The following is a 23,558-nucleotide window of genomic DNA, read 5'->3' on the forward strand; positions in this document are numbered from 1 at the left end:
TGTTCCTTCTCAAGAATTCGGTTCCGACAGACATTTCGGCGTGACATACAGCGGAAAGCCATTGTAGGGACGGGAGCGGTCATGCGGCACGAGTTTCCAGGCCGGGCGCGCATTGGGCGCGCCACCGTCCACGCGCAGGCAGGAGCCGGTAATGAACGCCGCCGCTTCAGACAACAGGAAAACAATTGCCGCGGAAGTTTCCGATTCGGTGCCAAAGCGATGCAGCGGAACCTTGTCCCGGTAGGAATGCAGCTCGGCCTGCATTTCCGGGCTATAGTGTCAAAGCCGCTGCTGGCGATGAAGCCGGGCGCCACCGCGTTGATCCGCACGCCGGAATGCGCCCATTCGCAGGCCGCCGTTTCGGTGAACGGCAGCATGCCGGCGCGGGCCGCGCCGCTATGTCCTATGGTTGGCATGCCGCCCCAGATGTCGGCAATGATATTGACGATTGCCCCGCCGTGCGCCTCCATCCACTGGTTATAGCATTCGCGCGCGAACAGGAAGCCACCGGTCAGATTGTTGCGTACCACTGCCTCCCATCCATTAAAGGAGATATTCTTCAATGGCGCCGGAAACTGCCCGCCGGCGTTATTCACCAAACCGTGGATGGCGCCATGCGCATCGAGGATCGCCCGGACGCTTGCCTTCACGGCCGCCTCGTCGCGGATATCGCAGGCATGGATGCTGCATTGGCCTCCAGCGTCGGCGACTTCGGCCTGCACGCTTGCGAGCTTGCCGGGATTCCTGCCGATGATGGCCACCGTTGCGCCAAGGCTAACCAGTTCGTGGGCGGTGCAGCGCCCGATCCCGCTGCCGCCGCCGGTCACGATGATGGTCTGGTTTCGGAACAGGTGCGGGCGGAACACCGATCGGCAACTCATTTTGATCTCCTTGCTGCCTGTGTGCCGCTCATCTGCGCAGGATTCTTGCGCGTGGCCCATCGTGGCCTGCTGCCCGAGCAACGCTTTTACCAGTCGCCGACTTCCATCCTCTCTTCAATCCCATTTTCTGACATCCTCGATCACTTTGTCGCTCTGGCGAAAGATAGCCTCCTCCACCACCTCGACGTTGCCGCGCAGCTTGGTGACGCCGCGCACCGACTCTTCCAGCGTGGACAGGTCGGCGGGTACGGCTGCGCCGGCCTTTGGCAGCACCAGCACGCGCATGCGATCGCTTTCTCCTTCGCGCTCAACCCGGATCCGCACCGATGCGACCCAGTCGTGGGCCTGCGCGATCTGCTGCGCGAACGCGGGATAGACGAACATGCCGCGCACCTTCACTGTCTGATTGGTCCGGCCCAGCACACCCATGAGGCGAATGCCGGGCCGCCCGCAGGCACAGCGTGCGGATTCGATGCGCGACAGATCGCCGGTGGCAAAGCGCACCAGCGGATAGAATTCGCGAGCCAGCGTGGCTACCACCTCGCCGATCTCGGCGTTTCCGAGTGGGATCCCGCTGTCCGGCTCGCAGATCTGGACAATGAGGTCATCGTCGACATGCCAGCCATCGTGCGATTCGCATTCGTAGCCGACGATGCCCAGGTCGGCGGTGCCGTAGACGGTGAACAGTTCGATGCCGAAATCCTGCTCGAAGCGGCGGCGTGCGGAGACCGATATCGGCTCGGCGCCGACGATCGCCCGGGTCAGCCTGAACTCCTTCTTCCAGTCAAGACCTTGCGCAATGGCGGCATCGATCAGCATGTTCAGGAAACTCGGCAACCCGACAAAGGCAGTCACCCCCAGCCGCCGCATGATGTCGAGCTGGATGGGGATTTGTCCCGGGCCGGACGGCACGACGACCGCCCCAGCTGCGATCGCGCTGTCTTCGAACATCCTGGCCGCCGGCGTCATATGATAGGAAAACGTGTTGAGCAGAATGTCGCCCGCTCCAATCCGCGCAGCCCGCACCGCTTGGTCCGCACGCCAGTGCCGGCCCTGTCGGGCTTCGAAATCGAAGATGCCCGCCGGCGAATAGAAAACGCGGGATGCGCTGGCCAGACCGCCGAAGGGCAAGGCCCGCGCGAGCGCGCTCTCCTGGCGCTGCAATAACGGCAGATCTTCTTTTTTCAAGATCGGTATGCGCGCCAGATCGTCCAAAGCATTGATATCGGCGGGTTGTATTCCTGCCCGCTGCATCCGCTTTGCCACTTCGCTGTCGGCGGGTAGCCTCTCCAGGAGGCGTCGTACCTGGGCAATCAGGTCAGTCATCCTATTCTCCCTGGGCCATGATTACGGCCAGCACTGCGCTGCGTTCGACCATGTCCCCGGGCTTGCAACGCAACTCGCTCACCACGCCGTCGTACGGCGCGGTGACCCGTAACTCCATTTTCATCGACTCGAGTACGAGCACGACCTGCCCCTGCGTCACCCGGTCGCCCGGCTCTGCCTTGACCGCCACCACCCTGCCCATCATCGGTGCGGCCAATTGGCCGGTCGATTGCGCATCGGCAGCGACGCCTTCCAGATAAGGCGCATGCTCGAAGGAGCCGGTACCCAGCGGGCTGGAAAGCTCGACCCGGTGTTGATTCCAGACCATGGTCAGTTCCAGGCTGCGTCCCTCGCACTGGAGCAGATAACGGTTGGTGCCGGTTTCACGCAACGTCGCCCGCAGTCGGTGCTCAGCGCCTGTTTTACCCGTATAAGCAACCAGCAGCGAACCATCCGCGTCCAGCCGCGAGTAACGCATCGGCCATTTTCCGTTCGGGTTCTGCAGGACGATGGCCGGCATTGCCGTTGCCGTATGCTCGCCGGCCGACAGCCGCCATCCAGTGAAGCCGCCCCATTGCGACCAGCATCCCAGACGGGCCTGCGCACGGCTGCGCATCAGGCACAGCAAGGCTGCCGCGCACAGGTGTTCGGGCGGCGGTTCCTGCCTTGCCGGCGCGCTGCCTTCACCGCTCCAGCGTTCGTCGATCAGACGCGTATGGAAAGTACTGTCGCGCGTTTCATCCAGGCACAGCAACTGCTGAAGCAAACTGAGATTCGTGGTCAGGCCCACTACAGTCGTCTCCCGCAACCCACAGAGCAGTGCCGCGATAGCTTGTTCACGGTCGTCTGCGCGCGCGATCAGCTTGGCGATCATCGAGTCGTAGTAGGGCGAAATCTCGTCACCGCTCTCGACACCGCTTTCCACCCGGATCGGCGTGCCGGGGAAACTGGCCAGCGTGATGCGCCCGGTGGCCGGGAGGAACCCGGCATCGGGATCTTCGGCACAAAGTCGCGCCTCCATCGCATGGCCTTGCAATCGCACATCCCGTTGATCCAGCGGCAAGCGCCCTTCGTCGGCAATGCGCAGCTGCAATTCGACCAGGTCCAGGCCTGTCACTTCTTCCGTCACCGGATGTTCGACTTGCAGGCGTGGATTGACCTCCAGGAAGAAATACTGGTCGCCTGATACGATGAACTCCACGGTGCCCAGCCCACGGTAATGCAGCCCGGCAGCCAGCCGGACTGCATCGTCGAGCAGGGCCTGGCGCAACCCGGCCGGCAAGCCTGCCGACGGTGCCTCTTCGATGACCTTCTGGTGGCGCCGCTGCAGCGAGCATTCGCGTTCGAACAGGTGAATGGCCTGCCCATGGCCATCGCCGGCAATCTGCACTTCAATGTGCCGCACCTTTGGCAGGTAGCGTTCGACGATCAGCTCGCCGTTTCCAAACGCCTTCTCTGCCTCTCGCATGGCGCTTTCGGTGCGCGCCTCGAGATCATCGAGCGAATCCAACACCGCCATGCCGCGCCCGCCGCCCCCGGCCACTGCCTTGAGCAGTACCGGCAGTGTCATCTCCCGCACCAGATGGCTGACGGCTTTTGGATCGCGCAACCCGCCTTCGCTGCCTGGCACGACCGGCACCCCCAAGCGGGCAGCTTCGCGCTTGGCACTGGCTTTGCCCCCCAGGCGCTCGATGGTTTCGGCCGACGGACCGATGAAGATCAGGCCGGCCTCTTCCAGTGCGCGGGCGAAATCTGGGTTTTCGGAGACGAAGCCGTAGCCAGGATGGACTGCGTCGGCGCCCACGCGTCTGGCGGCATCGATGATTGCCGTGATATTCAGATAGCTGTCGGCCGGCGCAGGTCCGCCAAGCTCGATTGATTCGCCAACCTCACGTACATGACGTGCCCAGCGGTCGGCGCTGGAATGTACCGTGGCAATACGGATACCGAGGCGGCGACAGGTGCGCGCGATACGGCAGGCAATCTCGCCGCGGTTGGCAATGAGGACTTTCTGGATCCGTTGCATGATCAGACCCTGAAGACGCCAAAGTTGGTCGGTTTGGCCGGCACCCGCGCGGCGAGATCGAGCATCAGGCCCATCACGTCGCGGGTTTCCACCGGATCGAGAATGCCGTCTACCCAAAGGTTCGACGAAAAATTGTAGGCGACCTGGAAAGCCTCGTACTCGCGGCGGATCGGCGCCTTGAAGGCCTCCTCCTCTTCCGCACTCCAGGCCTTGCCCTCGCTGCTGAGGATCTGTCCGCGAACCAGCGCCAGGACGGTCGCCGCCTGCTCCGGCCCCATGATGGCCGCGCGCCCGGTGGGCCAGGCAAACATGGCAGTCGGATTGAACGGGCGACCGCACATGGCCAGATAACCCGCACCGTAGGACGCGCCGATCATGATGGTATATTTCGGCACGTTGGCCGACGCCATGGCCGTGATCATCTTGGCACCTGCCTTGGCAATGCCACCCTGTTCTGCCGTGCGCCCGACCATGAAGCCGGTGACATCGCTCATGAAAACGAGCGGAATATCGCGCTGGCAGCACAGTTCGATGAAGTGCGTGGCCTTCATCGCGCTTTCGGAAAACAGCACGCCCTGGTTGGCGAGAATGCCGACTTCGTAGCCATGGATGCGAGCAAACCCGGTCAGCAAGGTATCGCCATACAGCGGTTTGAACTCCTGAAAGCGGCTGTCGTCCACGAAACGGGTGAGGATTTCACGGGTATTGGTTGGTATCCTGGGATCGCGGCTGATGATGCCGTAGATTTCCTGCGGATCGTGGCGCGGCGGCAGCGATTCGCCCTGCGTCCAGCGGGGCGACGACTGTTCGCCAAGGTCAAGCACGATTTCCCGCGCGATCGCTAGCGCATGCCGGTCGTCCTCGGCAATATGATCGGTCACGCCCGAGACCGAGCAGTGCATCTGCGCGCCGCCCAGGGATTCGTTATCCACCTCCTCGCCGGTGGCCGCGAACGTCAATTCCGGGCCACCCAGGTACATGTAGCCCTGGCCCCGCACGATCACCACTTCGTCGCACAGCGAGGGAATGTAAGCGCCCCCGGCCGTGCAAGGCCCCATCACGACCGCGATCTGCGGAATCCCTTCGGCGGACATCCGAACCAGGTTGTTGAAGATGGTGCCGAACTGCCCGGTGTCGGGAAAGATATTGGCCTGATCCGGCAGGAACGCTCCACCGCTGTCGACCAGCGTGATCGACGGCAGGCGGTGTTCCCATGCGATGCGCTGGGCCCGGACATGCTTCTTGCAGGTCATCCCGTAGTAGGTGCCTCCTTTGACGGTGGCATCGTTGGCAATGATCATGCACGGCCGTCCAGAGACTAGGCCGATGCCGGTGATGATGCTGGCACCGGGCGGGACACCTTCATATTTATCTTCACCAGCCAGCTGCGCCACCTCCAGGAAAGGCGAGCCTGGGTCGAGCAGCGCGTCGATACGGTCGCGCGGCAACAGCTTGTCACGCGCGACGTGACGGGCCCGCGCCTTGGGCGGACCGCCTTCACGGGCGCGTCTACGACGGGCATGGAGGTCGGCAACCACCTGGTCATATGCCTGGCGGTTTAGCAGGAATTCCTCGTCGGCAGTGGAGATGCGCGTGTCAAGAATCGTCATCTGGGACAGGTCCCTTCAGTCATGTCGGATTTGATTTGGTCAATCTGAGCGGTTGGATAGTTCAGGCTTTGGATTGGCCGGGGCAGTATGTTGTGGTGTGCTCGGCACCCCAGCCGCCGAACTCTGGCTTGCGCCGCTGCTCGAACGCGGCCAGTCCTTCGCCGACGTCGTCGCCCAGCAGTGCGGCGGTCGCCTGCGTTTCTTCGAGCTTCAATGCAGTGTCTAGAGGCTGTTCCAGCCCGGCGCGGGCCAGCCGTTTCATCGCCGCCAAGCCATTGCAGCTGCGCTCGGCCATTGCGGCGCAATAGTCGAAAGCCTGTTGACGCAGCGCGTCGTCCTCACATACGGCATTGACGAGACCCCACTGCAAGGCGGTCTGGGCGTCGATCCAGCGGGCGCTCAGGAACAAGTCCATGCTCCGCCGCAGGCCGATTGCGCGTGGCAGACGCTGGCTGCCGCCCCATCCTGGCACCAGGCCGAACTGGGCATGTTGATCGCCAAAGCGCGCACTCGATGCGGCAAAGACGACGTCGCAAGCCAACATCAGCTCCAGCCCCCCGGCCAGGCACATGCCCTGGACCGCTGCCACGACAGGCAGCGGACTGGCCTCCAGGCGGCGCAGGACGGCATGCCCTTGCCGGATGAAGCTGGACATGGCGTCCGGATCGGCGCGCAGGCGCTTGACTTCGTCAAGATCGGCCCCAGTGCAGAAATGCTTGCCGTTCGCGCGCACCAGCACGGCGCGCACGCCCGAGTCGCGATGCTCGAAGGCTGACAGGGCAGCATCGATCGCTGCATGCGCGGCGGTCGACAGGCAATTGAATTTTTCGGGCCGGGCCAGTTCCAAAATGCCTACCCTGCCGTGCGTCGATACGACCACCGGTCCGCTGCTCGGGTCCACGTTCATTTGCCACCCTCCTGCTTTAGATATTGCACCGCGACCCGCCCAAGGCGTTCCCGCGCGATGATTAGTTTCATAATCTGTGCCGTGCCGTCGCCGATTTCCAGGCCCATCACATCGCGCATCCTCTGCTGATGCGGTAGGTCCTTCGACCAGCCGTAGTGACCAAACGTAAGCAGGCATTGATGGATGACGTCGAACGCGGTTTTCGGCGCCATCCACTTGACCATGGCCGCTTCGGCGGTATGCGGCAATCCGGCGTCACGCAGCGCCAGCGCGTGGTAGCACAGCTGGCGTGCGGCGGCGATGACGGTCTCGCCTTCGGCAATCGGAAAGGTCACGCCCTGGTATTGCGCCAGCGGCACTCCAAAAGTATGGCGCTCCTTGACGTATTCCCAAGTCTCGTCGATGGATGCCTGGGCGGCGGCGATGCATTGCAGGGCGATCAGCACGCGGCTGTAATCGAAGCCTTGCATCACCTGGGTGAATCCCTTGCCTTCTTCGCCGAGCCGGTAGGCCGCGGGAATGCGCACGTCATCAAAGAACAGCGACCCGCGGCCCACGATCTTGCTGCCCAGGTCATCGAAGCGGGTGCACGTCACGCCGGGCAGATCCATCGGGACCATGAAGGCGCTCACGCCGCGCGCTCCGTCTTCGGGTTTTCCGGTCCGCGCAAACAGCACGACAGCGTCGGCCTGGTCGGCGCAGCTGATGGAGGTTTTTTCACCGTTAAGGATGTAATTGTCGCCGTCTCGTCGGGCGCGCAGCGCAAGGTTGGCGGCGTCCGAGCCGCCGCGCGGTTCGGACAGGCCGAGGCCGACGAGAACCTCGCCGCTTACCATCCGGGGTACCCACTGGCCTGCGAGTTCGGCGCTGGCATTGCGCGCCAGGATGGTTCCCATCAGGGAGGCAAGCAGCTGGACATAGCTGACATTGAAATCACCATAGGCGATCTCTTCCATGATGATGCCGGTAGTGACGCCATCCGCGCCCATGCCGCCGAATCGTTCGGGCAGATCGGTCCCGATCAGGCCCAATGAACCCATTTGCCGCATCAGGTCGCGGTCGATTTGCTCGGACTGCTCGCGTTTCTGATAGTCCGGTCGCAGACGCTCCCTGGCGAACCGCCGCGCAACATCGCGCAGCGCCTGTTGGTCTTCGCTCAAAATCATCCGGCTGCCTCCTGTCATCGTTGGGCCGCGTGCGGCGATGCCTCGGACGGCAATGCCGATGTCATTGCCCGGTCCAATGCCCTGAACGCCCTTGCGGGCGAGGTAAGCCGGCGTCCCGGCGTTGCAAGTGTAGCGCAGTTCGCATAGACTATCAAACAAACGTTAGTTTCATAGAAGCCGTCACTCACCTTTTATTGGCCGGGATCAACTTATGGACGCACAGGGAAGCGGGTTTCGTTCAGAACACCAGGCGTACCGGACGTTGTTGTCACCGCTGGCGGTGGGTCGCCACACGCTCCCCAACCGGGTCATCATGGGGTCGATGCATACCCGGCTCGAACACATGGATCGTCCTCTCGAGCGACAGGCGGCGTTCTATGCCGCACGGGCACGCGGGGGCGTTGGCCTGATGGTGACCGGCGGCTTTGCGCCTAACCATGACGGACTGATGGAGGAAGGCGGCCCCATCCTCGTAGATCTGGCGGCGGCAGAGGCCCTGCGCCCGATTCCGCAGGCAGTGCATGCCGAGGGCTCAAAGATCCTGTTGCAGATATTGCATGCGGGCCGCTACGGAAAACACCGCTCGCCGGTGGGCGCATCAGCAATACCTTCCCCGATCAATCCGCGCCTGCCCCGGCCGCTGACCGCTGCTGAAGTGGAAAGCACCATAGAGGACTATGTACACTGCGCCGAACTGGCGGCACACGCCGGCTTCGACGGCGTGGAGATCATGGGTTCGGAGGGCTACCTGATCAACCAGTTCACGGTGGAGCGCACCAATAACCGGGACGACGGATGGGGTGGCAGCGTCGAGAAACGGCACCGTTTCGCGGTCGAGATCGTTCGCCGTACCCGCGAGCGGCTGGGTTCAGACTTTCTCCTGATGTACCGCATCTCGGCTGTGGACCTGGTCGAGGGCGGAGCCGATGGCAACGAGATCCTCCAGTTGGCGCGTGCCGTGGAGGCGGCCGGCGCGGACATCCTCAATACTGGGATCGGATGGCATGAGGCTCGCATTCCGACGATCGCCTATATGGTCCCGCGCTCGACATGGCGTTATGCCCCGGCTCGCCTGAAGGATGTGGTAAGCATCCCGGTGGTGGCATCCAACCGCATCAACACGCCCGAGGTTGCCGAAGAAATTCTCGCCAGCGGCCAGGCCGACCTGATCTCGATGGCGCGCCCTTTCCTGGCCGATCCGCTTTTCATACGCAAGGCCGCTGAAGGCCGCGCCGACCAGATCAATACCTGCATCGCCTGCAACCAGGCATGCCTGGACTACATCTTCCGGGAGCGGCCTGCGACCTGCCTGGTCAACCCGCGCGCGGGACGGGAACTCGATTTTGATGCATTTTCCCCGCCTGCCGCCAGACTACGTTTGGCGGTGGTCGGCGCCGGCGCGGCGGGACTGGCCTGCGCGGTTGCCGCCGCCGAACGCAGGCATGCCGTGACGCTGTTTGAAGCGGCTCCCGAAATCGGCGGTCAGATGAATTACGCACGCCAGATTCCCGGCAAACAAGAGTTCAATGAAATGCTGCGGTACTTTTCGCGCCAGCTCGCCCTGCACAAGGTCGATGTGCGCTGTGGTCAGCATCCGACCGCAGCGCAGCTCGCCAGCGAAGGCTATGACCAGATCGTGATGGCGACCGGCGTGCGACCGCGCCGCCCCGACATCCCAGGGATCGGACATCCCAAGGTGGTGTTTTACCCCGACTTGCTTTCCGGCCGCGTGCAGGCTGGCAAGCGCGTTGCCATCATCGGTGCGGGCGGCATTGGGTTCGATGTGGCCGAATATCTCACTCAAGGCGGTCCGGCACACCCGGACATGGCGAGTTTCCGGCAAAAATGGGGCGTGGATGAATCCATCTCGTCCAAGGGCGGACTCAAGCCGGCCGAACTGGAGCAGCCAGCCCGTCAAGTTACGCTTTTGCAGCGAAAGCCGGAAAAGCCCGGCCGCACGCTCGGCCTGACGACCGGCTGGGCGCTCAAGTCATCGCTCGCGCAGAGCCACGTTGAGATGCTGTCTGGATGTGAATACCTGCAGATCGACGACGCAGGGCTGCACCTCACCGTCAACGGCAAGCCCAGGCTGCTGGAGGTTGACAACATCATTATTTGCGCAGGGCAGGAATCCGAACGCGGCCTGGCGGATGAACTCAGTGCGCTGGGTATCAAATTGAGCATTATCGGCGGCGCTGAACTGGCGGCTGAACTGGATGCCCTGCGCGCCATCGATCAGGGAACCCGTCTTGCCATGACCTTCTAGCACAAAGCGATGGCCCATTGCCTACCAGCACCCATGCACACCGGGGCACGCGCTTTCGCGCATCACCGCCCATTAGGCCGGTTTGCCGATGTTGGCAGGCAATGGCCGCATTATCCATCCAAGACACTGGTCCGTCACACCACTCCGTTTCGCAACACTTACCCACTTTTTACGAGGAGACACCATGAATTATTCAGACTTCCAGTTTCTGCTGTTTGACCACAAGCCCAATGGCGTGCTGCTGATCACCATCAATCGGCCGGATGTGTTCAATGCAACCAATGCACGCTTGCATTGGGAGCTGACCAAGATCTGGGATGTGGTCAACGATGACGAGAAAACCAAGGTCGCGATCATCACCGGCGCGGGGGACAAGGCATTCTCGGCTGGAGGCGATCTGGACTGGATCACATCCATGGTAGGCAACCCGAAGATGATCCAGGGCGTGATGAAGGAAGCCTCCGACATCGTCTACAAGATGCTCGACTGCGACAAGCCGATCATTTCGGCAATCAATGGTGTTGCGGTGGGCGCCGGACTCGCTGTGGCGATGCTCGCTGATATCAGCATCATGTCCGAAAGCGCGCGCATCACCGACGGCCACGTCAAGCTCGGTGTGGGCGCGGGCGACCATGCCGCCATCTTGTGGCCGCTGCTATGCGGGATGGCCAAGGCCAAGTATTACCTGCTGACGGCCGACTTCATCGACGGCAAGGAGGCCGAGCGCATTGGACTAGTCAGCTTGTGCACACCCCAAGACAAGCTGATGGAGAAAGCGATGGAGGTCGCCAACAAGCTGGCCAGCGGAAGCCAGATGGCCATTCGCGTCACCAAGAAGTCGCTCAACAACTGGGCTCGCCTCGCAGGTCCTACCTTCGATAATTCGCTGGCGCTGGAAATGCTGTGCTTCCTTAACGAGGATGCGCCCGAAGGCGTGAAAGCGGTGCGCGAAAAGCGTTCGCCGAAGTTCCCTTCGGCTCAATGACGCAGTGACGCTATCACCCGCTCTGCCCTGTGCCTCAACGGACGCAGGGCAAGGCCGGCCACGCGCAGGCGACGCGACTGCGCGCCATTTCAATCTGACTCCGCACATTCACGCATACGGACGAAACATGGACTTCACTCTCACGCAAGAACAACGCATGATCTACGAGTACGGGGACCGTGTCTCGCGTACGTTCGATCGCCGGTACTGGATGCAATATGCCGACAGGCACGAACCTCCCAAGGAACTGTATGCGCAGATTGCCAGCGACGGCTTCCTCGGCCTGATGGTGCCCGAAGAGTACGGCGGTGCCGGACAGGGTATGACCGAAATGACGCTATTCATGGAAGGCCTGGCCAATAACGGCATCCCCCTGCTCAACCTGGTGGTCGGTCCGACCATGACGATGGGGTTGATCGCCAAGCACGGTTCGGAAGCACTCAAGCGCAGATTCCTACCCGATGGCTGTTCCGGCAAGCTCAAATTCTGCTTTGCCATTACCGAGCCGAACGCCGGGTCCAATACGATGATGATCACGACGATCGCCAGGCCGGACGGCAACGGCTATCGTCTCAACGGGCAGAAGGTGTTCATCACCGACGCCGGGGATGCCGATTATGCACTGGTCGTCTCGCGCACCACACCCGCCCAGGAAGTGAGCAGAAAAAGCGAAGGCTTCACGCTGTTCATGGTCGATATGAAACATAAAGGGGTGCAGAAAACCCTGATCCCGGTCAGCTTCTCGGTTCCGGAGACACAGTGGCAGCTGTTCTTCGACGATGTGCCGCTGTCGGCCGACGATGTAGTCGGGCAAGTAGGATCCGGGTTCGAGATCCTGTTCGACACACTCAATCCGGAACGGATCATCCTTGCCGGCCTGTGTACCGGGCTGGGCCGCTATGCGCTCAATCGTGCAGTGGAATATGCCTCCGAGCGGAAGGTGTTCAACAATACGCCGATCGGGGCCTACCAGGGTGTGTCGCATCCGCTGGCCGTGGCCAAGACCGAAATCGAATTGGCATCGCTCATGACGCTCAAGGCCGCATGGGCCTTCGACAAGGGTCTACCGGCCGGCGAGTACGCCAACATGGCGAAATATTTTGCCGCCGAGGCCGGCATACGGGCCGTCGACAGCGCGATCCAGGCCTTCGGCGGCAACGGCTTCACCAAGGAATACGGCATCTTCGATCTTTACCCCCTGGTCCGCCTGCTGCGTACCGCACCGCTCAACCGGGAAATGGTGCTGAATTACATTGCCGAAAAAGTTATGGGTTTGCCGCGTTCGTATTAACGGACTGCAGCTCTCTTGCATTCCGTATCGGACTGAAGGCCGGTTTGGCCGACAGAAGGCCTGCTGCCGAGTTCACGACGCAAGCAGCCGGCCGGACATGCCGTGTGCTCTGCGAGACAAGGCGGGCCGGCACCCGCGTCGGTTTTCCGATGCTGGGCCGTCCGTGCTGACTCTGCGGCGGGCGAACGGCGATCGCGTTGCTTAGCAATGGCTTTTTGTCCATGCGCCGCGCAGCATGCTATCTGCCCCGGCGCTTTTTTGCTATGCTTATGCAGACGAAAGATATACCTTCCAAACGATAGTTAGAAACCAACATGTCGCCCGAGAACACCACTGCCTTGATAAATCCGACGCCGGGCACCCAGACACCCGTCCAGAGTGGCGATCAGACGCGGGACCAAATTTTGCATGCGGCCGCTAGCCTGTTCCGCAACCAGGGGTATGCCGCGACGACGCTGCGGCAGATCGCGGATGCTGCAGGTATTAAAGCGGGCAGCATCTACTACCATTTCTCGTCCAAGGACGAGATTCTTGGCGTGGTGCTTGATGCCGGGATCGACGTGGTGATGAAGACGGTCCGGGAGAAGATCGAAGCCCTGCCACCCACCGCTACCTATCGCGAAAAGATCGCCACTGGCATCGAAGGACATCTGTACGGCCTGCTGCACCATGGCGACTTCACTTCCGCCAATATCCGGGTCTACGGCCAAATTCCTCACGCTGCCAAGAACAAGCACCGCATCATCCGCCGGGCTTATGCCGATTATTGGGACAAGTTGTTCGCCGAGGCGTTGACCAGCGGCGAGCTACGCTCCGATACCAGCGTGGCCGTGGTCCGACTGTTCGTCATTGGCGCGCTGAACTGGACCGTCGAGTGGTATAACCCACAGCGGGGATCTTTTAAGGCGTTTGCCCAGCAGATCACCGGCATCGTCTTCGACGGCATTCTCAACCAAGACAATCGCTGACGTCTAGGTGGCCATCCCGGCCGACTTTTCTGCCATCGCGCGGACTCTCTGCAGGCTTACCTGCTGCGTCGGGGGCTCTGCGCTCGCCGCCCACCTTGCCTCATCAGGCCAACACGGCCATCCCGGCTAAGGTCTTGATCGGCGCGGCCCGGTCCGCGCCAATTCTGAACTCCCTAGTGGCATGACTGGCCTGGCACTAATGCCAAGTGCATTGTCGTTTCACCGGCGCAAGATAGTACAGATCCACGGCCGCAAAAAACCCATGGCGATCGAAGTCCCGCTCTTCCAGACACGCTCATTGTTTAACCGCGGACATGAAGGAAAAAGTGCCTTCCTAACTAATGTTAGACTTTGTCAACAAGGTGATGTTAAACTTTGAACACGCAGGTTTATTGCTAACAAGGTTACCAGCGACGCGCATCACTTAGTTCGCCGGCAGTGCATTGTGAAAGGCGCTTTTTGTGAACGACATCGTCAGTATCACGAAGCATGGAAGCGTTCCCGTGAACACGCTCCAAAACGCAGTCGCATCCATTTTGGAATGTCGTGGACTGGAACGGCGATTCGGCGGCCTGGTTGCGTTGACCGGTGTCGATCTGCATATCGCCCAAGGCGAAATCTTCGGCCTCGTCGGTCCTAATGGCAGCGGTAAAACTACCCTGACCAATGCCATCACCGGATTCTTTCCACCCCAGAAAGGAAAGATCCTGCTTCAGGGACGCGATATCACCGGCCTGGCGCCACATAAGGTCGCTGCGCTGGGGGTTGCCCGCACGTTCCAGAACCTGGCGCTCTTTAACGGCATGAGCGTGCTCGACAACATCCTGCTCGGACGCCATATCCACATGAAGCCCGGCGTGGCCAAGACATGCCTATACTGGTGGCTAGGCCGCAAGGAAGAAATCACCCACCGGGTGAAGGCTGAGGAGATCATCGACTTTATGCAGCTGCAAACCGTGCGCGATGAACTCGTGGACAGCATCCCGATCGGGCTGAAGAAACGCGTCGAGCTTGCGCGCGCCCTGGTGTCCGAGCCAAACTTTCTCATTCTCGATGAACCGATGGCCGGGATGAATCAGGAAGAAAAGGAGTACATGGCGCGCTTTATCCTGGATGCGCGCGACGAGCGCAATGTGACCGTGCTGCTGATCGAGCACCACATGGATGTCATCACCGGCATATGCGATCGCATGATGGTCCTGAGCTATGGCGAGACGATCGGAACCGGGATTCCGCATGAGGTCATTAAGGATGAGCGAGTGATTAAGGCTTATCTTGGAGGAACGCATGCAGCGCGATGAGATAAGCATGTTCCAGTCGGAAAATGCCAGCGGAGGCTCTGCCTCGGCCTGGAATCTCGACCCCGATACCACCCTCGTCCGCATCCTCGACCTCAATGCCCGGCAGCTGGGCAAGCGGATCGCGATGCGGGAGAAATACCTGGGAATCTGGCAGGAGACCACCTGGTCCGAAGTGCTCGACACCGTCATCAAATGCGCAGCGGGCATGGAGCAACTGGGCTTTGCTCCCGGAGATGCTGTTCTGGTGTTGGGAGACAACCGGACGAGACTCTACATGGGTATGGTCTCCGCAGGAGTGTTGTGCGGCTACGCGATGCCGGTCTATCCGGATGCGACCCTCGATGAGATCCGTAATTTCCTCGAGGAAGCGAAGATCCGCTTCGTCCTGGCCGAGGACCAAGAGCAGGTCGACAAGATTCTCAATCTGCAGGATCCGAACTCGCCCTTCAAGAGCATCATCTATGATGACCCGCGCGGCCTAGCGTCTTACCCCGATGCCGAACTGATCTCGTGGGACAAGATGCAGGCCATCGGACACGAGCGGCTGCGCGCCGAGCCGGGCCTGCGGCAGGCCCTGATCGAACGGGCCTCGCCAGACGGGCCCGCCGTGTTCGTGCATTCTTCTGGAACCACCGGCAAGCCCAAGGGCGTGGTGCTCAGCCACAGGAACCTGCTTTCCGGTGTGCGCAACGCCTATCGCGGCGGCGCATTCAAGTTCGGGGAAGAAATTCTCGCCTATCTGCCCATGGCATGGGTAGGAGATTTTGCCATCACGGTAGGCGCCGGCATTGCCCTGCACTTTACGATCAACATCCCTGAACGCCAGGAGACGGTATTGCGCGACATGCGCGAATCCGCGCCGACCTTCTACCTTGCCGCGCCGCGCAGCTGGGATAACATCCTGACGGCCATCCAGGTGCGCATGGAGGATTCGACGCCGCTCAAGTCATGGATCTATCGCCTGTTCATGGATGCCGCTCTTGCCGCTGAGCGCCGCAAGCTTGAAGGTGGCCAGCCGACCTTTAAGGAACGCCTGATGCGGCCGTTCGGCGAAGTCCTGGTATTCGGACCCATCAAGGACCAGTTCGGCCTGACTCGGCTGCGCAATGCATTTACCGGCGGCGAAGCGATCGGCGAGGATACGTTCATCTTCTACCGCGCCATCGGCGTCAAATTGCGCCAGTTCTACGGCCAGACGGAGAGCAGCGCATTCAATGCGTTGCAAGAGCCGGAAGAAGTGCGCCTGCACACCGTTGGCAAGCCGCTACCGGGCGTCGAAGTGAGAATTTCCGACCGTGGAGAGATCTTGCTGCGCTCAGGCAGCATCTTCTCCGGTTACTTCGAACTCGAAGACGCCACGCGCGAAACCCTTGAAGACGGGTGGCTGCATACGGGTGACGCCGGCTATGTGGAGCCGGACGGCCATCTGGTCGTGCTCGGGCGGCTGTCGGACGTCGTGCACACCGCCAAGGGTGAACGCTATATTCCGAATTACATCGAGAACCGCCTCAAGTTCAGCCCGTACATCAAAGATGTGGCCGTGCTCGGCAGTGGACGGGCATTTCTGGCGGCCATCCTGTGCATTGACATGGAAGCGGTCGGACACTGGGCCGAAGTACGAGGCATTTCCTACATGTCGTATGCAGATCTGTCGCAGAAAACCGAAGTATCCGAACTGCTTGCGCAGGCGGTCAAGCGCGTCAACAAGGCGCTGCCGGATGGACTGAAGATTCGTCATTTCGTCTCGCTGCACAAGGAATTCGACCCCGATGACGGTGAGGTCACGCGCACGCGCAAGCTGCGCCGCAACGTGGTGGAACAACGCTACGCGCCGATCATCAATGCAATCTACGGCGGCCAAGATGCGGTTCTCATGAAAGCGCAGATCACTTACGAGTCCGGTGAAGTCGGCACCATCGAGCGCCGGCTCCTGATACGGGAGGTTTGACCATGGAATTCATGCTGCTGGCCGAACTGGCTATCAACGGCGCTTTGTCGGGTCTGATGTATTCTCTGGTGGCCATGGGCATCGTGCTGATCTACAAATCGTCTTCGGTGCCCAATCTGGCCCAAGGCGCGATGACCATGCTTGGAGCCTATTTCGTACTGGCAATCGCCGGCGGACTTGGCCTGCCGATCTGGGTAGCAATTCCACTAGCCATGGTGGCCATGTTCATCGTTGGCGTCGGCATTGAACGCGTCGCGCTGCGCCGCCTGGCAGGACGGCCGATCATCATGATCCTGATGATGACGCTCGGACTGGACATCTTTATCCGCGCCACTTCCATGGCGGTCTGGGGCAGCGCCGGCCGCCCATTATCGATCGGAATTTCCGACGAGCCGTTGTACTTGGGTCCGCTTCTGATCAACCGCGCCTATGTGATTGGGGCCGGGATTGCGCTGGTATTGTTCGCCATCTTCGTGTTCTTTTTCCATACCCGGCGCGGTATCGTCCTGCGCGCCATCTCCGACGACTATATCGCCTCCTGGTCGGTCGGCATTTCGGTGGAACGCGGTGTGGCGTTTTCCTGGGCCATGTCGGCGGTGGTCGCCACCACGGCTGGTGTGCTGTGGGGATCGATCCAGGGCGTGCATCAGGGTTTGGCGCTGCTGCTGCTCAATGGCCTGACGGTGGCAGTGCTGGGCGGCATGGACAGCATCGGCGGCGCCATCCTGGCCGGCATCCTGCTCGGACTGATCGAAGGTGTTGCTTCCGGTTTCCTCGATCCCCTGGTAGGCGGCAGTAGCCGTGAACTGGTGGTTGCCGCGACGCTTGTTCTGACCATCTTGATCCGGCCGCACGGCCTTTTCGGACGGCATGACATCGAAAGGATCTGACCGCCATGCTATTTCGCCAATCCGGGATTCTCCATACTAGCTACGCCAGCGCGCAGTCTCTGTTTCCGCTGTCGGCAGACCGCTGGATGATCAGCGCGCTGCTGGCGCTGGCACTGTCCGCGCCATTTACGATGAGCTCGCTGACCGTCAGCACCGTGCTTCTGCCGTGGCTGGTCTGGACTGCGGCGGCGCTCGGCCTTAACCTGATCCTGGGCTGGGCTGGGCAGTTTCACTTCGGCTATGCGGCCATCATGGGCATCGGCGCTTACACCGCGGTGCATGGGGCGCGCAACGGCATTCCCTGGGAAGTCGCGGTGATCCTCGGCGGCGTAATGGCGGCTGTCATCGGCATCGTCTTCGCCTTCGCCGCACTGCGCGTCAAGGGGCTGTATCTGGCGCTGAGCACGCTGGCGCTGCAATTCGTGATGGACTGGGTGATCGCCCACGTGCCAGCCATCAGCGGCGGATCGCAGGCTACGCTGCAGGCCCCGTCCATGCAACTGCTGGGCCAGGCGATCACTTCGGAACGCGGCTTGTACTACGTGGCCCTGGGATGGTGCCTGTTAGTTACCATGTTCATGCTGAACCTGCGTCGTACCGGCCTGGGCCGCGCCCTGGTGGCCGTGCGCGAGAAGGACTTCGCCGCAGCAGTGATCGGGGTGCACAGCCTCTATTACAAGCTGATCGCCTTCGCTACATCGTCGTTCATTGGCGGCGTCACCGGAGCGATCCTGATCTTCACGTTCTATCGCGCGGCCACACCGGAGCAGTTCGCGGTGAACGTTTCCATCGAGATTCTTGCCATGGTAATTGTCGGCGGACTGGGCAGCATCATCGGCAGCTACTTCGGCGCCGCATTCATCCTGCTCATGCCCGGGATGATGAACAGCTTCATCACCTGGGTCGCTCAGCTGGCCGGCGTGTCGCTCGGCGTGGAAACCCTGGCGCATATCCCGCACGCGGTCTATGGGGCGCTGATTATCCTGTTCCTGCTGATCGAACCGATGGGACTGGGGAAGTTGTACGGAAACATACGCAACTACCTGCTGGTATGGCCATTCGGCTATGCACGGAAATAGAGGCGACATCATGCTGACCACCGAACAATCCGCATCACCAGTAGTGGCGCCCTCGCAGGGCAGCGAGCCGGGCGGCATGGTGCTGTCGCTCAACAATGTCGAAGTCATCTACGACCATGTTTCACTGGCGATCAAAGGGGTCTCGATAGAGGTGCCGCAGTCCGGTATGGTCGCCTTGCTGGGAGCCAATGGCGCAGGCAAGAGCACGACCCTCAAATCGGTCAGCGGCCTGCTGCGCCCGGAGCGTGGGCTGGTCACGCGCGGCGAGGTGCGTTTTCTCGGACACAACATCGATGCGTTGCTGCCCCAGCAGCGGGTGAAGATGGGTATCGCGCATGTCCTGGAAGGCCGCCGCGTGTTCGAGCACATGACGCCCGACGAAAACCTGGTGGCAGCGTCTGCGGTGCGTGGCAGCCGACAGGACATGCTGCGCCACAAGGACATGGTCTACACCTATTTCCCGCGCCTGTTTGAGCGTCGGACCGCGCAAGCTGGCTATCTGTCCGGTGGCGAACAGCAGATGCTGGCCATCGGCCGCGCGCTGATGACTCAGCCCAAGCTGCTGATGCTGGACGAACCGAGCCTGGGCCTCGCGCCTTTTCTGGTGGCGGAGATCTTCGATATTGTCCGCCGCATCAACAAGGAAGAAGGCTTGTCGGTGCTGCTGGTGGAACAGAATGCGATTGCCGCGCTCGAAGTGGTGTCGCACGCTTACCTGATCGAGAACGGGCGCGTGGTGATGCACGACGGCGCTGAGGCCATGAAGAAGAACCCCGATATCCAGGAGTTCTACCTGGGCGGCACGGAAGGCCGTAGCTTCCACGACATCAAGCATTACCGGCGCCGCAAGCGGTGGCTGACCTGAATTCTGGCCGAGCGCGGGGCGCATCCGGCTGCCCCGAAGCTCGGTCCGACGCATAGTCCTGGGTTGTACCGTACGGGGTGCCCGATGGACTCTTATAAACCCGTACGCGTTAAAGGAGACAACGATGACATCGAAGTTACTTTCCGTCGTGGCGGGTCTGGGGCTGGCGCTTGCAGGCCTGCATGCTGCACACGCACAGCAGGCCCAGCCGATCAAGTTTGCGCTGTGTTATGACCTGAGCAAATCTTATGGCTTCGTCACGCCGCAAATCTCCCAGGCGGCGACCGATTATGCGAACCTGCTCAATCAGACGGGCGGCATCGAGGGCCACCCGGTCGAAATCCTGGTCCAGGACCATGGCAACGAGCCGCAACGCGGGATCGAATGCTATGAAAAGATGAAGCGCGAAGGCGCGCTGACTTTCGATTTCCTCTCCACGCCGGTTTCCCGCGCTGTCCTGCCGCGCGCCATGGAAGACGGCAACGTCATGATCCAGTCTTTCGTCGGGCGCGGTGATGCGATCGACGGCGAAGTGTTCAAGTGGGTGTTCCCGATCGGGCCGACCTACTGGGGCCAGATGGCCAACAACGTGCACTACATCAAGACCAAGCACAATAATTCGCTCAAGGGCGTCAAGATCGCCTTCATTTATCCAGACTATCCATTCGGGCAGGAGCCCATCGGCGTGCTCAAAACCCTGGCCGCTCGCGAAGGCTTCGAGCTGCAGCTCGTTCCCTACCCGATGCCTGGCAACAACCAGACCTCCGCTTGGAGCCAGATGCGGCGAGTCAACCCCGACTGGGTGATCAGCTGGGGCTTATCCAATATGCATGTGGTCAGTTCACGCGAAATGAAACGCAACGGCATTCCCATGGACAAGTACATCTCGGTCAACTGGCTCAACGAAGTCGATATCGCCAACATCGGCCCGGAGGCGGCCAAGGGCCTCAAACGCGGCACCAATGTGACCGGCGGGCAGAACCACCCGCTCATCCAGCAGATCTCGAAGGAGCTCTATGACAAAAACAAAGGTGCCGGCGACCGCAAGCATCTGAACGACATTTACTACAACACCGGCCTGGCCATGTATGCCAGCGTGTTTGAAGGTGCGCGCCAGGCGATCCGCCAGGGAGGCTGGCCGCTGAACCCGGAGAAGATGAAGCGCGGTTTGGAAAGCCTGAAGAACTTCGATGGCAACGGCCTTATCGCTCCAGTGACCGTGACCGCCAAGGACCATGGCGGCGGCGGCAAGACCCGCATCGACATGTGGGACGGCGCAAAGTGGGTGCCGCAGACCGACTGGTTCTCCGCCTATGACGATGTGATCCAGGAAATCGTCAAGAAGGAATCGTCCGAGTTCGCGAGAAACAAGAAGTAGTCGGCGACACGGCACGAAAAGGCGAACAGAACGATACGCCTGTTTGCCTTTTTTCATTTCACATTGCGGTGGGCATGCCATCACTCAAAGGTAAAGCAATGAGCAACGAGGTTCTCTTCGACCAACAGGACGGCGTGGCAACCATCACTCTGAATCGTCCCGAAGCGCGCAATGCGCTCTCGGTATCCGCCTCCAACCGGCTCCTCGAATTATGGGACCTGATCGACGGCTCGAACACGATCCGTGCGGTCATCCTGACTTCGGCCGACTGCGGCACGTTCTGCGCCGGCATGGATCTCAAGGAAGCAGCGCGCATCAAGGCCAAACAGGGCAAGGATATCCTCAGCATGATCAAAGACCCGATGCACCAGCGTATGCGCCGCGTGCGCCAGCCTGTGATCGCGGCGATGACCGGTCATGCCACCGCCGGCGGCATGCTGCTGTCCCTGAACGCCGACCTGCGGGTCGGGCTGGCCGGCACCCGCATGGGCATCACCGAAGTCAAGATCGGACGCGGCTCGCCGTGGGCGGTGCCGCTGGTATCGATGCTGCCGCAGCCGTTGGTGATGGAAATGGTACTGACCGGCGAACTCGTTCCCATCGAGCGACTGCAAGCGCTAGGCTTCGTCAATCATGTGGAAGCGACGCCCGATGCGGTGCGCGAACGCGCCGCGTCACTTGCCCGAATCATCCGCGACAATGCTCCCCTCTCGGTGATGGCGGGCAAACAGTCCGTGCTGGCCGCAATGAGCAAGGGTTGCGAGGAGGGATTCAAAGCCGCGTTGGAAATCCATCAGCCGGTGTATGCCAGCGCCGATGCGGTGGAAGGCCCGCGCGCCTTTGCCGAAAAAAGGAAGCCGGTCTGGCAGGGAAAGTAGCCGGCGGCGTCCACTTTCCCGGAGCCTGAACCGGGCGCCGGGTGCCTGCCCGCCTGCCCTTTTCCGCTCTCGTGACGGAGCTCCTTTAAACCGCCCCTTCGAGCGCCCTTTTACCCGGCAGACAACACAGATATCGAGCGATTCGCGGCGGCGCCTGACGCAATGAGAGCGATTCTGCTCAGGCCCGCCGAAAGCACGGCAGCGCCATGCCGTCGCCGACTGGCTCGCAGACCAGTTCCACCGCCATGTCGAATTCGACCTTCTCCGGATCGCCCCCTACCAGCGAGCTGATCATGCGCGGTCCCTCCTCCAGCTCGACCAGCAGCACGGCGTAGGGAGTGTCGCCCTTGAAGGCCGGGCCCGGCGCACGATAGACCACGCTAAAAGAGTGCACCTTGCCGCGCCCGCTGGCGGCACGGTGTTCCAGCCGGGACGAGCCGCAATCGCGGCAAATCCCCTGCTGGTAATAATGGACGCGGTGACAAGCCAGGCAGTGCTGCAGCAGCAGCTTGCCATCGGCGATCCCTTCCCAGAAGACGGCAGAATCGGCGTCGGGAAGCGGCAACGGTTTTTTCAACGCGTCTTCGGGCCTGATCATAATGTGCTCTCCGTGCCGAGAATGGTGGTGGCGTTGGTTGCAAATCCCGCCCCGAGGCTGTGCACCAGGCCAAGAGCAGCGTTTGCGACCTGACGTTCCGCGCACTCCCCGCGCAGCTGGCGGATGACTTCGTAAAAATGAAACAGCCCGCCCGGCATGCCCGAATGCGCGAATGCCAGCAGGCCGCCATGCGTGTTGGTGGGGATCGCACCGCCGTAGGTCATCTGGCCATCCTCGACGAAACGCCCGCCCTCGCCCTTCGGGCAGAAACCCAGGTCCTCCAGCATCATGATGACGGTGCCGGTGAAGCAATCGTAGATGCCCGCCACATCGATGTCGGAGGGGCCGCAGCCTGCCATCGCATAGGCCTTGTGGCCAGACTGCAGCGCGCCGGTCGTGGTCAGCGAAGGCATGAGGAAGATGTGTTCATGGGTATAGCATTCCCCGGCGCCCAAGATGTAGACCGGCGTCTTCACGCCCAGGGAGCGTGCGCGCTCGGCCGAGGTGACAACGAAAGCCGCGCCGCCATCGGAGATCAGCGAGCAGTCCAATTTGTGATACGGCGTGGTGACCATTCCCGAGTTCAATACGTCCTCGACGGTGATCGGCGTGGTCATCTGGGCGCCGGGCGTGCGCCGCGCATGCTCGCGCTGTGTGACCGCGACCATGGCCAGTTGTTCGGCCGTCGTGCCGTACTCCTTCATGTGACGGTGCGCAGTCATGGCAAAGGTATTGGCAACAGGAATGCCGAAGGGCATCTCATATTGCTGGTCGCGGCTCTCCGTCATCGAACGCAAGGCAAGATCGGGAGAGAGGCCGCTGAGCAGGCTGTCCCCGCCAACTACCAGGATGGTATCGGCCAACCCGCCGGCAATGGCTGCGGCCGCGACGTTGAACAGAGTGGCGGCTGTCGCTCCGGATACCTGCAGGGTATTGGAGAACGTAGGCTGGATACCCAGGTACTCACTGAACGCTACGCTGAAACGGTGAAACGGCGAGGCGAAAGCAGAACAGGCCAGCACGCCGTCGATCTGCTGTTTGCCGATGCCGGCGTCTTCCAGCGCCCTGCCTGCTGCCTGGGCGGCGAGCAGCAACGGACTCTTGCCGGGCACCTTTCCCACTTCGGACAGCCCTGCGCCAATGATGGCAGTCTTGCCGCGCAGGCTGGATCGATGCGTGTTCATCATGTGTTGTG

At 61.4% G+C, this 23,558-nt stretch carries 18 protein-coding genes and 1 pseudogene; 11 read left to right on the forward strand and 8 right to left on the reverse strand.

Going from position 1 to position 23,558, the window contains the following annotated elements:
- Positions 1 to 9: 9 nt before the first annotated feature.
- The 6 genes and pseudogenes from FH061_RS23125 to FH061_RS23150 form a co-directional block, all read right to left on the reverse strand.
- A pseudogene (locus FH061_RS23125) lies at positions 10 to 881 on the reverse strand (SDR family oxidoreductase).
- Between the two features lie 114 nt (positions 882 to 995).
- Entirely contained in the window at positions 996 to 2,207 is a 1,212-nt protein-coding gene (locus FH061_RS23130) for a phenylacetate--CoA ligase family protein (RefSeq protein WP_151638198.1), read from the reverse strand.
- 1 nt (position 2,208) lies between these two features.
- The gene (locus FH061_RS23135; RefSeq protein WP_151638199.1) at positions 2,209 to 4,233 is read right to left on the reverse strand and encodes an acetyl/propionyl/methylcrotonyl-CoA carboxylase subunit alpha; all 2,025 of its coding nucleotides are present in this window, start codon (positions 4,231 to 4,233) and stop codon (positions 2,209 to 2,211) included.
- A 2-nt stretch (positions 4,234 to 4,235) separates the two neighbouring features.
- The gene (locus FH061_RS23140) at positions 4,236 to 5,843 is read right to left on the reverse strand and encodes a carboxyl transferase domain-containing protein (RefSeq protein WP_151638200.1); all 1,608 of its coding nucleotides are present in this window, start codon (positions 5,841 to 5,843) and stop codon (positions 4,236 to 4,238) included.
- Between the two features lie 61 nt (positions 5,844 to 5,904).
- Positions 5,905 to 6,750, reverse strand: coding sequence for an enoyl-CoA hydratase/isomerase family protein (locus tag FH061_RS23145; protein ID WP_151638201.1), 846 nt, complete (start codon positions 6,748 to 6,750; stop codon positions 5,905 to 5,907).
- On the reverse strand, positions 6,747 to 7,916 hold the full coding sequence (locus tag FH061_RS23150) for an acyl-CoA dehydrogenase family protein (protein WP_151638229.1): 1,170 nt from the start codon (positions 7,914 to 7,916) through the stop codon (positions 6,747 to 6,749). Before FH061_RS23150 ends, FH061_RS23145 begins: the two co-directional genes overlap by 4 nt.
- 211 nt (positions 7,917 to 8,127) lie before the next feature.
- Here FH061_RS23150 and FH061_RS23155 point away from each other — a divergent pair, with 211 nt between their 5' ends.
- The 11 genes from FH061_RS23155 to FH061_RS23205 all read left to right on the forward strand — a co-directional run bounded on the left by FH061_RS23155 (position 8,128) and on the right by FH061_RS23205 (position 21,765).
- The gene (locus FH061_RS23155; RefSeq protein ID WP_151638202.1) at positions 8,128 to 10,182 is read left to right on the forward strand and encodes an NADPH-dependent 2,4-dienoyl-CoA reductase; all 2,055 of its coding nucleotides are present in this window, start codon (positions 8,128 to 8,130) and stop codon (positions 10,180 to 10,182) included.
- A 184-nt stretch (positions 10,183 to 10,366) separates the two neighbouring features.
- A complete protein-coding gene (locus FH061_RS23160; RefSeq protein WP_151638203.1) occupies positions 10,367 to 11,167 on the forward strand; it encodes an enoyl-CoA hydratase/isomerase family protein in 801 nt (266 codons plus the stop codon).
- A 127-nt stretch (positions 11,168 to 11,294) separates the two neighbouring features.
- A complete protein-coding gene (locus FH061_RS23165; RefSeq protein WP_151638204.1) occupies positions 11,295 to 12,458 on the forward strand; it encodes an acyl-CoA dehydrogenase family protein in 1,164 nt (387 codons plus the stop codon).
- A 314-nt stretch (positions 12,459 to 12,772) separates the two neighbouring features.
- Positions 12,773 to 13,426, forward strand: coding sequence for a TetR/AcrR family transcriptional regulator (locus FH061_RS23170; RefSeq protein WP_151638205.1), 654 nt, complete (start codon positions 12,773 to 12,775; stop codon positions 13,424 to 13,426).
- Positions 13,427 to 13,887: 461 nt separating this feature from the next.
- The gene (locus FH061_RS23175; protein ID WP_225984830.1) at positions 13,888 to 14,727 is read left to right on the forward strand and encodes an ABC transporter ATP-binding protein; all 840 of its coding nucleotides are present in this window, start codon (positions 13,888 to 13,890) and stop codon (positions 14,725 to 14,727) included.
- A gap of 7 nt (positions 14,728 to 14,734) precedes the next feature.
- The gene (locus tag FH061_RS23180) at positions 14,735 to 16,675 is read left to right on the forward strand and encodes an AMP-dependent synthetase/ligase (protein ID WP_151638206.1); all 1,941 of its coding nucleotides are present in this window, start codon (positions 14,735 to 14,737) and stop codon (positions 16,673 to 16,675) included.
- Positions 16,676 to 16,677: 2 nt separating this feature from the next.
- Positions 16,678 to 17,565 carry a branched-chain amino acid ABC transporter permease gene (locus FH061_RS23185; RefSeq protein ID WP_151638207.1) on the forward strand — a complete coding sequence of 296 codons (888 nt, stop codon included), beginning with the start codon at positions 16,678 to 16,680 and terminating at the stop codon, positions 17,563 to 17,565.
- A gap of 5 nt (positions 17,566 to 17,570) precedes the next feature.
- Complete coding sequence (locus tag FH061_RS23190) at positions 17,571 to 18,644, forward strand: branched-chain amino acid ABC transporter permease (RefSeq protein WP_151638208.1); 1,074 nt, start codon at positions 17,571 to 17,573, stop codon at positions 18,642 to 18,644.
- A gap of 76 nt (positions 18,645 to 18,720) precedes the next feature.
- A complete protein-coding gene (locus FH061_RS23195; RefSeq protein WP_192805217.1) occupies positions 18,721 to 19,509 on the forward strand; it encodes an ABC transporter ATP-binding protein in 789 nt (262 codons plus the stop codon).
- 124 nt (positions 19,510 to 19,633) lie between these two features.
- Positions 19,634 to 20,887, forward strand: coding sequence for an ABC transporter substrate-binding protein (locus FH061_RS23200; RefSeq protein ID WP_151638210.1), 1,254 nt, complete (start codon positions 19,634 to 19,636; stop codon positions 20,885 to 20,887).
- Between the two features lie 98 nt (positions 20,888 to 20,985).
- The gene (locus FH061_RS23205; protein WP_151638211.1) at positions 20,986 to 21,765 is read left to right on the forward strand and encodes an enoyl-CoA hydratase/isomerase family protein; all 780 of its coding nucleotides are present in this window, start codon (positions 20,986 to 20,988) and stop codon (positions 21,763 to 21,765) included.
- 178 nt (positions 21,766 to 21,943) lie between these two features.
- On the opposite strand, the gene FH061_RS23210 is transcribed toward FH061_RS23205, so the two are convergent.
- Entirely contained in the window at positions 21,944 to 22,363 is a 420-nt protein-coding gene (locus FH061_RS23210; RefSeq protein ID WP_192805214.1) for a Zn-ribbon domain-containing OB-fold protein, read from the reverse strand.
- A complete protein-coding gene (locus tag FH061_RS23215) occupies positions 22,360 to 23,550 on the reverse strand; it encodes a thiolase C-terminal domain-containing protein (RefSeq protein WP_151638212.1) in 1,191 nt (396 codons plus the stop codon). The genes FH061_RS23210 and FH061_RS23215 overlap by 4 nt, the downstream gene beginning before the upstream one ends.
- Positions 23,551 to 23,558 lie beyond the last annotated feature (8 nt).

Source organism: Noviherbaspirillum aerium (assembly GCF_008929045.1).
Classification (GTDB): Bacteria; Pseudomonadota; Gammaproteobacteria; order Burkholderiales; family Burkholderiaceae_D; genus Noviherbaspirillum; species Noviherbaspirillum aerium.